Raw genomic sequence first — 11,484 nt, 5'->3', positions numbered from 1 at the left:
AAAACATGGCAAACCAAGCAACCGGACTGACCCGCATCATCAAGGCCGCCGGCTATTCCTATAAAGGGCTTTCCGCCGCCTGGCAACACGAGGCGGCGTTCCGACAGGAACTGGTGGTCACCCTCTTGGCTATCATACTGGCAGTCTGGCTGGATGTGGGTGCGATAGCGCGCATTTTATTGATCGGATCGGTAGCGCTGGTGATGATCGTCGAGATCCTGAACAGCGCGATCGAGGCGGTGGTGGATCGCATCGGCAGCGAACACCATGAGCTGTCCGGACGGGCCAAGGACATGGGGTCGGCGGCGGTGTCGCTGGCGATCGTACTGGCGCTGTTCGTTTGGGGCACGGTCTTGTGGCAGCATTTTGGCTGACGAAAGGCGCCTACTGACTGATTTTTATTTATTCTTCGGTTCCCAATCCGCGCTTACCTGTATATACTCACAGCAAGACTGTATAAACAAACAGGGGGCGGAATGAAAGCACTAACTACCAGACAGCAAGAGGTCTACGATCTGATTCGCGATCATATTTCGCAAACGGGCATGCCGCCAACGCGTGCCGAGATCGCGATGCGTCTGGGGTTCCGTTCGCCTAACGCCGCCGAAGAGCACCTGAAGGCGCTGGCACGCAAAGGCGTGATCGAAATCGTCTCCGGTGCGTCGCGCGGTATCCGCCTGCTGATGGAAGAAGAAGAGGGGCTGCCGCTGATCGGCCGCGTCGCCGCCGGCGAGCCGCTGTTGGCGCAGCAGCACATCGAAGGGCACTACCAGGTGGATCCTTCCCTGTTTAAGCCGAGCGCCGATTTCCTGCTGCGGGTGAACGGCATGTCGATGCGCGACATCGGCATTCTGGACGGCGATCTGCTGGCGGTGCACAAAACGCAAGACGTGCGCAACGGCCAGGTCGTGGTGGCACGCATCGAAGACGAAGTGACGGTCAAACGCCTGAAAAAACACGGCAACGTGGTCGAGTTGCTGCCGGAGAACAACGAATTCCAACCGATCGTGGTCGATCTGCGCCAGCAGAATTTCACTATCGAAGGGCTGGCGGTCGGCGTGATACGCAACGGCGACTGGATCTAATCGCCGCACCCTCAGTGCCACCCCTTGTATCAATCGCCCCTGTTCTGGGGCGTTTTTGTTTCTGACCTTGTCCTTCGCCACTGCTACGGGAACATTTCATCATGCGCTTGATTTCCGTCTTCACCAGCGACACCGATAAAGCCCTGTGGCGCCTGGCTTTGCCGATGATTTTCTCCAATATCACCGTACCGCTGCTCGGGCTGGTGGACACCGCGGTGATCGGCCACCTCGACAGCCCGATCTATCTGGGGGGCGTCGCGATCGGCGCGGTGGCGACCAGCTTCCTGTTCATGCTGCTGTTGTTCCTGCGCATGAGCACCACCGGCCTGGCGGCGCAGGCGCTGGGGGCACAGAACCCGCAGGCGCTGGCGCGCGCCTTTATGCAGCCGCTGCTGCTGGCGCTGCTGGCCGGGGCGGCGATCGTCCTGCTGCGCTACCCGCTGATCGAACTGGCGCTGCGGATCGTCGGTGGTAATGGCGAGGTGCTGGAACAGGCGCGGCGTTTTCTTGAAATCCGCTGGCTGAGTGCGCCGGCGGCGCTGGCTAATCTGGTGCTGCTGGGCTGGCTGCTCGGCGTGCAGTACGTGCGGGCGCCGGTGATCCTGCTGATCGTCGGCAACCTGCTGAACATCGTGCTGGATATCTGGCTGGTGATGGGCCTGGGCTGGAACGTGCGAGGGGCGGCGGCGGCAACCGCCATCGCCGAATATGCCACGTTCTTGCTTGGCCTGTGGCTGGCGTGGCGGGTAATGCGCCTGCGCGGTATCACCCTGCCGATGCTGCGTCAGGCCTGGCGTGGCGATCTGCGTCGGCTGCTGGCGCTTAACCGCGACATCATGTTGCGTTCACTGTTGCTGCAACTGTGCTTCGCATCGCTGACCATTTTCGGCGCTCGCCTGGGGAGCGACGTGGTGGCGGTTAACGCGGTGTTGATGAACCTGCTGACGTTTACCGCCTATGCGCTCGACGGCTTCGCTTATGCGGTGGAGGCCCATTCGGGCCACGCCTACGGTGCCCGGGACGACAGCCAACTGCGTAAGGTGTGGCACGCGGCCTGCAGGCAGGCGGGGTTGGTCGCGTTGGCCTTCGGCCGGTGATGGCATACACCAGGCCAGCAGATCGTGGCGGCGTTGACCTCCTTACCGGAGCTGCGTGCGTTGGCCGCCCACTATTTACCGTGGCAGGTCATTCTGCCGCTGGTCGGGGTGTGGTGCTATTTGCTGGACGGCATGTTTATCGGCGCCACGCGCGGCGCCGAGATGCGTAACAGCATGGCGGTGGCCGCGGCAGGATATGGCGTGGCGCTGTTCAGCGTGCCGCTGCTTGGCAACCACGGGCTTTGGCTGGCGCTGGCGGTGTTTCTGACGTTGCGCGGCGTGGCGCTGGGTTGGATTTGGCACCGCCATCAGGTGCGCGGCAGCTGGTTTGCCGCTCGCTAAACCGGACGCTTTGCTGGGTTAATTATTAATTTCCCTTATGTTTTGGTTCATGTTTGCTTACATGTTTTCAGCCTGGTTTTTCCCGGCTTAGTTCGTTGTTTGTTGGCGTTTTTTATTTTTATTTTGTTTTTTAATGGTTTTTTATTCTGATGTTTGGCTTTTTTATTTCCATGTTCAACTAGAATGAATCATGTGGCTGGAGAATAAAGGGGAACGGTATTCCTTAAGGTGAAGGGGGTATCGGTCAGAAAAATTTCTGGTTAACCCCGGCCGGCGACAGGGATCACTGATTCACCACAGGTTAACGGAGAGACTATGAATAAAGATCAAGCCGACGGTAACTGGAAGCAGCTTAAAGGCAAAGTGAAGGAAAAATGGGGCAAGCTGACCGATGACGATCTGACGGTCATCGAAGGGAAACGCGAACAGCTGGTCGGCAAAATCCAGGAGCGCTACGGTTACCAGAAAGAGGCGGCCGAGAAAGAGGTGAAAGCCTGGGAAGATCACACCAAACACCGCTGGTAATCTGCAGGGCCGCCATTGAAGGCGGCTTACCCAGCGCAGGCCGGCGTCGCTCTCATCCTCTGGCGCCCCGGCCGCAGGTACAGGGAGGTACCTGACTTCGTATTACTTCTTCTTGATGGCGATGCTGTGATCGTGTTCGGCGCAGTCATGCTTGCTGTCGCACGCCTCAACCTCCACGCAGCCGGCGCACAGACCGTGTGCTTCCACCACGCTGTGCCGCAGCGCAAATCCGGCTTCCTGCGCCAGTTTCTGCAGCGTTTCCTCTACGCCTTCTGTCGTGCGTTCGGTCACCTGGCCGCAGCGGTCGCAGATAAACAGTGCGGACGTGTGCATCGGCTGTTCGAAATGGTGGCACAGCACGTAACTGTTGGCCGATTCCACTCGATGGATAAACCCTTGCTCCAGCAGAAAATCCAGCGCGCGGTATACCGTCGGCGGCTTGGCCTGCGGTTCGGCGACGCGCAGCAGATCGAGCAGGTCATAAGCGCTGATTGCACCGGGTTGCTGAGTCATCAGACGCAGCACTTCCAGCCGTTGCGGCGTCAATCGCACATTGCGTTGCTGGCAGAGGCGTTCCGCCTGTGCCAACAGCTTTTCCTGGGTGGTTGAGTTCATCGCAAATATCCCGGTACGTAAAAAAGCCGATTTTACCATGATTACGGCGAATCGCCGAGAGTTGCCCCCTTTTCCCCTGAGGATAGCGCAGGGAAAAGCGCGTCGAGGTCGCTAAAAGAGAGATGCATCACAACTTTTCCCCTCCGCCGGGCGGCAAATCAACATTGCCGGTTTTAGCGCTGGAGAGCGGCGGGCGAGGGCGGTATAACGCGTTTCACCCCGCTATGAGCAGGAGCCTTGTGTGATGACGGAAAGAGAGAAGCTGTTAAGCGGCCTGGAGTACAACAGCCGCGATGAAGAACTGATTGCTATGTACCATCGGGCCAGAGCGTTAACCAAAAGCCTGGGCGAGCTGGATTCGCATCAGGCGGACGAAAAAAACCGCCTGCTCGGTGAGCTGTTCGGCGCCTGGGGCGAGGCGAGCTGGATTGAAACGCCATTCTGGTGCGACTATGGGCAGCATGTTCGTATCGGCAAGAACTGTTTTATCAATGTCAATGCGGTGTTCCTCGATTGCAATACCATCACCATCGGCGACAACACGCTGATCGGCCCCAACGTGCAAATCTACACGCCGAGCCACCCGCTGAAGGCTGGCGAACGCTTTACCGGCGACCCGGCCTTTCCTTTCCGCACTTCGGCACAGCCGGTGTCCATCGGCAACAACGTGTGGATCGGTGGTAACGTGGTGATCCTGCCGGGAGTGACCATCGGCGACGGCACGACTATCGGCGCGGGCAGCATCGTGACCGGCGACATCCCGGCCAATGTGCTGGCGCTGGGGCAGCCGTGCCGGGTTATCCGCGCGTTGGAATAGGGGGGAAGCGAAGGCGGGTTTTCCCAACGGCGCCGATTGTCGTTATAATAGCCGTTTGCGGCCGCGCGCCGTTCGTTGAACCCAGACAGACTCAGGTAGCCAGTAACTCAGCATGACGAAAGACAACCACGCCCCAACCTACGCCGCCCATCGTTTCTCCATCGCGCCGATGCTCGACTGGACCGATCGTCATTGCCGTTACTTCCACCGCCTCCTGACCAAGGAAACGCTGCTGTACACCGAAATGGTGACCACCGGCGCGATCATCCACGGCAAGGGCGATTACCTGGCCTACAGCGAAGAAGAGCATCCGGTGGCGCTGCAGCTGGGCGGCAGCGATCCGGCCGCGCTGGCGCACTGCGCCAAGCTGGCGGAGCAGCGCGGTTACGACGAGATTAACCTCAACGTCGGCTGCCCGTCCGATCGCGTGCAAAACGGCATGTTCGGCGCCTGTTTGATGGGGCAGGCGACGCTGGTCGCCGACTGCATCAAGGCGATGCGCGACGTGGTGTCGATCCCGGTGACGGTGAAGACCCGCATCGGCATCGACGATCAGGACAGCTACGCCTTCCTGTGCGACTTTATCCAGACCGTCGCCGGGCGCGGCGAGTGCGATATGTTCACCATCCACGCGCGCAAGGCCTGGCTCTCCGGCCTCAGCCCGAAAGAGAACCGCGAAGTGCCGCCGCTGGACTACCCGCGCGTTTATCAGTTGAAGCGGGATTTCCCGGCGCTGACCATCGCCATCAACGGCGGGGTGAAAACGCTGGAAGAGGCGCAGCAGCACCTGCAGCATCTGGACGGCGTGATGATGGGGCGCGAGGCGTACCAGAACCCGGGCATCCTGGCGCGGGTCGACGGCGAACTGTTCGGCGCGCAGACCGCGGTGCCGGACAGCGTGGCGATCGTCGAAGCGCTGTATCCGTATATTGAGCGCGAGTTGTCCAACGGCACCTATCTCGGCCACATCACCCGCCACATCCTCGGTTTGTTCCAGGGCGTGCCGGGCGCGCGCCAGTGGCGTCGCCACCTGAGCGAGAACGCCCACAAGCCGGGCGCCGATGCGCGGGTGGTGGAGCAGGCGCTGGCGCTGGTGCGTCAGCCGCGTGTCGAAATGGCGTAACCCACCAAAAATTTGACCAACAGTTAGTCTTTTTCGCCAGGCATTCGGCGCATTGCCGGATGCCTGCCCCGTTTTTTCAATAGGTTAGCCCTTTCGCCGTTCTGGCACGCTTCTTGTAATCCACTCTGCAGATACGTTGAGTTGCAAAGGAGCAATCATGTTGGAAATCTTCTTTCTCATTGGCTTTGTGATGATGCTGATGGTGACCGGCATCTCGCTGCTGGGGATCTTCGCTGCGCTGTTGGTGGCGGCGGCGTTCATGCTGTTGGGCGGGTTGTTCGCGGTGGTCATCAAGCTGCTGCCGTGGCTGATTTTGGCGGTCGTCGGGGTATGGATTTACCGGTCGATGCAGAAACCACAGATCAGGCGTTACTGATTTTTTGCTGAATAATCAGTCAGTCGCGATGAAAATTGCATAACTGCCCGCCCCGCTAATGCGGCAGCGATCACAGCTTGGCAGTTTTACCGCGCGATGTGGCACATAAAGCGTGTTTTTTGCCGGACGGGGCTGTTAGGATGTGGGTCGATGCAGTGATGCGACCGATTTCATCACCGTGAGAGACAATCAAAATTCGTGTTGCTGAAGCAACCCCCTGTCTCTGGCGGACTCTGCTCTACCCCTACAAAACGCAGTAACAGAAAGGGCTCCGTAAGGAGCCCTTTTCTTTTGCCGCTATCAGGGGATCAGCAGGCTGGAGCCACTGGTGCTGCGGCTTTCCAGCACCTGGTGTGCCCGCTGGGCGTCGGCCAGCGCGAATTTCTGCTCGTCTTTCACCTCCACCCGAATGGCGCCGCTGCCGATCAGCGAGAACAGCTCGTTGCTGGCGTACTGCAGCTCGGCGCGGTTGGTGATGTAGCCGTTGAGGGAAGGGCGGGTGACGTACAGCGAGCCCTTCTGATTCAGCAGCGCCAGATCGACGCCGGTCACCGGGCCGGAGGCGTTGCCGAAGCTGACCATCAGGCCGCGCCGTTTCAGGCTGTTGAGCGAGGCCTGCCAGGTGCTTTGCCCCACCGAATCGTACACCACGCCGACCTTCTCGCCGTGCGTCAGTTCTGCCACCCGCTGGGCGATATCCTCTTTGTGGTAGTTGATGGTGGCCCAGGCACCGGCCTGTTTCGCCAGCGCGGCCTTTTCGTCGGAGCCGACGCTGCCGATCAGGCGCGCGCCCAGCGCTTTGGCCCATTGGCAGGCGATAAGCCCAACCCCACCGGCGGCGGCATGGAACAGGAACACTTCACCCGGCTGCACGTCGTGGGTCTGGCGCAGCAGGTAGTGTACCGTCAGCCCTTTGAGAAAAGAGGCGGCACCCTGCTCAAAGCTGAGGTTATGCGGCAGCAGCGCCACTTTTTCTTCCGGCACGTTGTGGATCTCGCTGTAGGCGCCGAGCGACGACTGCGCATACACCACCCGGTCGCCCGGTTTGATCGCGCTGACGCCGGCGCCAACCTTGACCACCACGCCGGCCGCCTCGGTGCCGAGGCCGCTCGGCAGGCTCGCCGGCGCGTACAGCCCGCTGCGCACATAGGTGTCGATGTAGTTGATGCCGATCGCTTTGTTCTCGATCTGCACTTCGCCGGCGGCGGGATCGAGCGGAGTAAAATCAACGTATTGCAAGACTTCCGGCCCGCCGGTGGCGGAGAATTGAATGCGCTTGGCCATATCGTTACCTCGTTTGGGTGTCTGATTTCACCCTATTCTTTTTAGTATCGGAGATCCAGTTCACCCGTGCGGGATTCAATACCTTTTTTGCATCGGTTATGACGCAAAAATCACGTATACTCTCGCGTCAAGATCCTTCATTCGCAACCGGATAAAGACTACGTTTCATGGCAGGAAAAAAACCAACCAACAAAACAAACGCGGACGAAACCAGAGAGCGTTCCAGAGATCGTCAGATGGAAGGGCTGAAGATGCCGCCGCACTCGCTGGAGGCCGAGCAGTCGGTGTTGGGCGGTTTGATGCTGGATAACGAGCGCTGGGACAACGTGGCGGAGCGCGTGGTCGCCAACGACTTCTTCAGCCGCCCGCATCGCCTGATCTTTACCGAGATGCAGCGTCTGCTGGAGATGAGCAAGCCTATCGACCTCATCACCCTGTCCGAATCGCTGGAGCAGAAGGGCGAGCTGGACTCGGTCGGCGGCTTCGCCTACCTGGCTGAGCTGTCGAAAAACACCCCGAGCGCCGCCAACATCGGCGCTTACGCCGACATCGTGCGCGAGCGCGCGGTGGTGCGCGAGATGATCTCGGTGGCTAACGAGATCGCCGACGCCGGCTACGATCCGCAGGGGCGCAGCAGCGAAGACCTGCTCGACCTGGCAGAATCTCGCGTATTCCAAATCGCCGAGAACCGCGCCAGCAAAGACGAAGGCCCGAAGGGCATCGAGCGCATCCTGGAAGACACGGTATCGCGCATCGAGCAGCTGTATCAACAGCCGCACGACGGTGTGACCGGGGTCGATACCGGCTATCAGGACCTCAACAAGAAAACCGCGGGCATGCAAAAGTCCGATCTGATCATCGTCGCCGCCCGTCCTTCGATGGGGAAAACCACCTTCGCCATGAACCTGTGCGAAAACGCCGCGATGACCCAGGAAAAACCGGTGCTGATCTTCAGCCTGGAGATGCCCGGCGAGCAGATCATGATGCGTATGCTGGCGTCGCTGTCGCGCGTGGATCAGACGCGCATCCGTACCGGCCAGCTCGACGACGAGGACTGGGCGCGCATTTCCAGCACCATGGGCATTCTGCTGGAGAAGCGCAACATGTACATCGACGACTCCTCCGGCCTGACGCCGACCGAAGTGCGCTCGCGCGCGCGGCGCATTTTCCGCGAGCACGACGGGCTTAGCCTGATCATGATCGACTACCTGCAGCTGATGCGCGTGCCGGCCTTGTCCGACAACCGTACGCTGGAGATCGCCGAGATTTCGCGCTCGCTGAAGGCGCTGGCGAAAGAGTTGCAGGTGCCGGTGGTGGCGCTGTCGCAGCTGAACCGTAGCCTGGAGCAGCGTGCCGACAAACGTCCGGTCAACTCCGACCTGCGTGAATCGGGCTCTATCGAGCAGGACGCCGACCTGATTATGTTCATCTATCGTGATGAGGTGTATCACGAGAACAGCGATCTGAAAGGGATCGCGGAAATTATTATCGGTAAGCAGCGTAACGGCCCGATCGGCACCGTGCGCCTTACCTTTAACGGCCAGTGGTCGCGTTTCGACAACTACGCGGGGCCACAATACGATGACGAATAATCAGCTAAGGAACTGAAATGAAAGCGGCAACCGCTGTAATCGACCGCCGCGCTCTGCGACATAATCTGCAACAGGTGCGCCGCCAGGCGCCGCAAAGCCGCCTGATTGCCGTTGTGAAAGCAAACGCTTATGGACATGGCCTGCTGGAAACAGCACACACCCTGCAAGACGCCGATTGCTACGGCGTGGCGCGCATCGACGAGGCGCTGATGCTGCGTTCCGGCGGCATCGTCAAACCGATCCTGCTGCTGGAAGGCTTCTTCAGTGCCGAAGATCTGCCGGTGCTGGTGGCGAACAACATCGAAACCGCGGTGCACAGCATCGAACAGCTCGAAGCGCTGGAGCAGGCCGAGCTGGCGCGCCCGGTGCCGGTGTGGATGAAGCTCGATACCGGCATGCATCGGCTGGGGGTGCGCCCCGAACACGCTGAGGCGTTTTATCAGCGCCTGTGCGCCTGCCGCAACGTGGCGCAGCCGGTCAATATCATGAGTCACTTCAGCCGTGCCGACGAGCCGGAATCCGACACCACGTTGAAACAGATCGCCTGCTTCGAGCAGTTCGCGCGCGGCAAACCGGGCCAGCGCTCGGTCGCCGCCTCCGGCGGCACGCTGCTGTGGCCGGACGCCCACAACGAGTGGGTTCGCCCCGGCATCATCCTGTACGGCGTGTCGCCGCTGGATAACGGCAGCGGCGCCGAGCATGGGCTGCAGCCGGCGATGACCCTGAAGTCCAGCCTGATCGCGGTGCGCGAGCACAAAGCCGGCGAAGCGGTCGGCTACGGCGGCACCTGGATAAGCCCGCGCGATACCCGGCTGGGCGTGGTGGCGATGGGGTACGGCGACGGCTACCCGCGCAGCGCGCCGACCGGTACGCCGATCCTGATCAACGGCCGCGAAGTGCCTATCGTTGGCCGGGTGTCGATGGACATGATTTCGGTCGATCTCGGGCCGGACGCCGCCGATAAGGTGGGGGATGAAGCGGTGCTGTGGGGCCAGGCGCTGCCGGTCGAGCGCATCGCCGTCTGCACCGGCATCAGCGCCTACGAGCTGATCACCAAGCTCACGCAGCGCGTGGCGATGGAATACATCGGCGACTGAAACGCCGCAGGGGCCGACGCGCGTCGGCCCCGTTTATCAGCGGGTTACTTCTTTACCGCCAACCACTTATCGATAATCTTCTGATACTCGCCGGTCGCCTTGGCCAGGTGCAGCCACTGATCCACATACAGTTTCCAGCTCAGATCGTCGCGCGGCAGCATGTAAGCCTTCTCGCCGTACTGCATCGGCTTTGTCGGATTCACCGCGCACAGCTTCGGATAGCGTTTCTGCTGGTACAGCGCCTCGGAAGCGTCGGTGATCATCACGTCCGCCTTGCGGTCCACCAGCTGCTGGAAAATGCTCATGTTGTCGTGCGTGAGCGTCAGTTTGGCCTTCGGCAGGTAGGCGTGCACGAAGGCTTCATTGGTGCCGCCCGCCGGTTCCAACAGACGCACCGACGGTTTGTTGATCTGCTCGAGAGTGCGGTATTTCTTCACGTCGGTGCAGCGCACCAGCGGGATCTTGCCGTCGGTATCCAGCTTGTCGGCGAAGAACACCTGCTTTTGCCGCTCCAGCGTAACGGAGATGCCGCCCATCGCGATGTCGCACTTGCCGGAGGCGAAGTCCGGGGTCAGGGTTTTCCAGCTGGTTTTCACCCACTTCACTTTCGCGCCCAGACTCTTGGCCAGCGATTCTGCCATGTCGATGTCGATGCCTTCATAGCTGCCGTCTTCCTTGAGGAAGGTATAGGGCTTGTAGTCGCCGGTGGTGCAGACCTCCAGGGTCTTTTGCTGCAGCACCTTGTCCAGGTGGGATTGCGCGCCGGCGCTGCCGGCGGCGAGCAGCAGCGCGAGAGGGAGTAGCTTTTTCATCTGGCGTCCTTTTTATACATTCGTGGTTTTATGCGTTACTTCGCCGTTAATTGTCGTTTGCCTGCATGAGTTAGCCGTTTTTTATGCCGCTTACCGGCGAAAACGCCGGGCGTTGCTGCTGTACGCGATTTAAGCGCCAGGGTGTGACGTCGGCAACGGTAAAAAAACTGGTAGGCTGTAACGTCAACATTTATTAACACAGTTTACAGGTGGCTATGTACAACATTGACGATTTTGATATGAAAATCCTGACGCTGTTACAGGCCAACGGGCGTCTGACTAATCAGGAGTTGAGCGAGCTGGTCGGGCTCTCGGCCTCCCAGTGTTCGCGGCGGCGCATCAGCCTGGAGCAGGCGCAGCTGATCCGCGGCTACCACGCGCGGCTGGCGCCGGAGGCGGTCGGCCTGGGGCTGGTGGGGCTGATTGAGGTTAGCCTGATCACGCACGCGCAGGAGCAGATCGACAGCTTTCATCAGATGCTGGAGGAGGTGGATGCGATCCTCGACGCTTACAAGACCACCGGCGACGCCGATTACCTGCTGAAAGTGGCGGTGGCAGACCTGCCGGCGCTGAGCGAATTCATCAGCCAGACGCTGTCGCCGCACAAAAGCGTGGCGCATATCAAAACGGCTGTGGTGCTCAATCGCATCAAGGAAAACGGTTTATTGCCGGTGGCGCGAGAAAGCTAAAACCGAATGCGGTTTTCCGTCTATATTAGG

The 11,484-nt window shown here is 60.2% G+C and carries 12 protein-coding genes and 1 pseudogene; 10 read left to right on the top strand and 3 right to left on the bottom strand.

The features are described from left to right. Positions 1–5: 5 nt before the first annotated feature. The 4 genes and pseudogenes from FUU19_RS21840 (at position 6) to FUU19_RS21825 (ending at position 3,049) form a co-directional block, all read left to right on the top strand. Positions 6–374, top strand: coding sequence for a diacylglycerol kinase (locus tag FUU19_RS21840; RefSeq protein WP_015379225.1), 369 nt, complete (start codon positions 6–8; stop codon positions 372–374). 102 nt (positions 375–476) lie between these two features. Then, entirely contained in the window at positions 477–1,085 is a 609-nt protein-coding gene (gene lexA / locus FUU19_RS21835; RefSeq protein WP_025160136.1) for a transcriptional repressor LexA, read from the top strand. Positions 1,086–1,186: 101 nt separating this feature from the next. After that, a pseudogene (gene dinF, locus FUU19_RS21830) lies at positions 1,187–2,524 on the top strand (MATE family efflux transporter DinF). A gap of 315 nt (positions 2,525–2,839) precedes the next feature. Then, positions 2,840–3,049 carry a CsbD family protein gene (locus FUU19_RS21825; RefSeq protein ID WP_004936743.1) on the top strand — a complete coding sequence of 70 codons (210 nt, stop codon included), beginning with the start codon at positions 2,840–2,842 and terminating at the stop codon, positions 3,047–3,049. Between the two features lie 102 nt (positions 3,050–3,151). Here FUU19_RS21825 and zur read toward each other — a convergent pair whose 3' ends face one another. Next, a complete protein-coding gene (gene zur / locus FUU19_RS21820; RefSeq protein ID WP_015379223.1) occupies positions 3,152–3,664 on the bottom strand; it encodes a zinc uptake transcriptional repressor Zur in 513 nt (170 codons plus the stop codon). Positions 3,665–3,908: 244 nt separating this feature from the next. Between zur and FUU19_RS21815 the strand changes: the two genes are divergently transcribed. The 3 genes from FUU19_RS21815 (at position 3,909) to pspG (ending at position 5,980) form a co-directional block, all read left to right on the top strand. Continuing rightward, entirely contained in the window at positions 3,909–4,481 is a 573-nt protein-coding gene (locus FUU19_RS21815) for a sugar O-acetyltransferase (RefSeq protein ID WP_230489708.1), read from the top strand. 112 nt (positions 4,482–4,593) lie between these two features. Further along, positions 4,594–5,604 carry a tRNA dihydrouridine(20/20a) synthase DusA gene (gene dusA / locus FUU19_RS21810; protein WP_141972288.1) on the top strand — a complete coding sequence of 337 codons (1,011 nt, stop codon included), beginning with the start codon at positions 4,594–4,596 and terminating at the stop codon, positions 5,602–5,604. A gap of 157 nt (positions 5,605–5,761) precedes the next feature. After that, positions 5,762–5,980 (top strand): envelope stress response protein PspG, encoded by a 219-nt coding sequence (gene pspG / locus FUU19_RS21805; protein ID WP_230489691.1) that lies wholly within the window; start codon positions 5,762–5,764, stop codon positions 5,978–5,980. Positions 5,981–6,280: 300 nt separating this feature from the next. Here the strand turns inward: pspG and FUU19_RS21800 are convergent, their stop codons facing one another. Next, positions 6,281–7,264, bottom strand: a complete 984-nt coding sequence (locus FUU19_RS21800) for a quinone oxidoreductase (RefSeq protein ID WP_202670564.1) — start codon at positions 7,262–7,264, stop codon at positions 6,281–6,283. A gap of 167 nt (positions 7,265–7,431) precedes the next feature. Between FUU19_RS21800 and dnaB the strand changes: the two genes are divergently transcribed. After that, a complete protein-coding gene (gene dnaB, locus FUU19_RS21795; protein WP_025160134.1) occupies positions 7,432–8,856 on the top strand; it encodes a replicative DNA helicase in 1,425 nt (474 codons plus the stop codon). A 17-nt stretch (positions 8,857–8,873) separates the two neighbouring features. Continuing rightward, on the top strand, positions 8,874–9,953 hold the full coding sequence (gene alr, locus FUU19_RS21790; protein ID WP_230489690.1) for an alanine racemase: 1,080 nt from the start codon (positions 8,874–8,876) through the stop codon (positions 9,951–9,953). 44 nt (positions 9,954–9,997) lie between these two features. Here the strand turns inward: alr and FUU19_RS21785 are convergent, their stop codons facing one another. Next, a complete protein-coding gene (locus tag FUU19_RS21785; protein WP_038874315.1) occupies positions 9,998–10,765 on the bottom strand; it encodes a transporter substrate-binding domain-containing protein in 768 nt (255 codons plus the stop codon). 215 nt (positions 10,766–10,980) lie between these two features. Between FUU19_RS21785 and FUU19_RS21780 the strand changes: the two genes are divergently transcribed. Next, positions 10,981–11,454 (top strand): Lrp/AsnC family transcriptional regulator, encoded by a 474-nt coding sequence (locus tag FUU19_RS21780; protein WP_049201491.1) that lies wholly within the window; start codon positions 10,981–10,983, stop codon positions 11,452–11,454. The last annotated feature ends 30 nt before the right edge of the window (positions 11,455–11,484 follow it).

Origin of the sequence: Serratia montpellierensis (genome assembly GCF_020858655.1) — a bacterium.
GTDB classification, from domain to species: domain Bacteria; phylum Pseudomonadota; class Gammaproteobacteria; order Enterobacterales; family Enterobacteriaceae; genus Serratia; species Serratia montpellierensis.
The sequence above is the reverse complement of the archived record's forward strand: the minus strand, read 5'-3'. Positions and strand labels throughout refer to the sequence as shown.

What these genes read in the sequence shown, in the direction of transcription:
- FUU19_RS21840 (WP_015379225.1), top strand. Translation starts at nt 6, where the DNA reads ATGGCAAACCAAGCAACCGGACTGACCCGCATCATCAAGGCCGCCGGC.
- lexA (WP_025160136.1), top strand. Translation starts at nt 477, where the DNA reads ATGAAAGCACTAACTACCAGACAGCAAGAGGTCTACGATCTGATTCGC.
- FUU19_RS21825 (WP_004936743.1), top strand. Translation starts at nt 2,840, where the DNA reads ATGAATAAAGATCAAGCCGACGGTAACTGGAAGCAGCTTAAAGGCAAA.
- zur (WP_015379223.1), bottom strand. Translation starts at nt 3,664, where the DNA reads ATGAACTCAACCACCCAGGAAAAGCTGTTGGCACAGGCGGAACGCCTC.
- FUU19_RS21815 (WP_230489708.1), top strand. Translation starts at nt 3,909, where the DNA reads ATGACGGAAAGAGAGAAGCTGTTAAGCGGCCTGGAGTACAACAGCCGC.
- dusA (WP_141972288.1), top strand. Translation starts at nt 4,594, where the DNA reads ATGACGAAAGACAACCACGCCCCAACCTACGCCGCCCATCGTTTCTCC.
- pspG (WP_230489691.1), top strand. Translation starts at nt 5,762, where the DNA reads ATGTTGGAAATCTTCTTTCTCATTGGCTTTGTGATGATGCTGATGGTG.
- FUU19_RS21800 (WP_202670564.1), bottom strand. Translation starts at nt 7,264, where the DNA reads ATGGCCAAGCGCATTCAATTCTCCGCCACCGGCGGGCCGGAAGTCTTG.
- dnaB (WP_025160134.1), top strand. Translation starts at nt 7,432, where the DNA reads ATGGCAGGAAAAAAACCAACCAACAAAACAAACGCGGACGAAACCAGA.
- alr (WP_230489690.1), top strand. Translation starts at nt 8,874, where the DNA reads ATGAAAGCGGCAACCGCTGTAATCGACCGCCGCGCTCTGCGACATAAT.
- FUU19_RS21785 (WP_038874315.1), bottom strand. Translation starts at nt 10,765, where the DNA reads ATGAAAAAGCTACTCCCTCTCGCGCTGCTGCTCGCCGCCGGCAGCGCC.
- FUU19_RS21780 (WP_049201491.1), top strand. Translation starts at nt 10,981, where the DNA reads ATGTACAACATTGACGATTTTGATATGAAAATCCTGACGCTGTTACAG.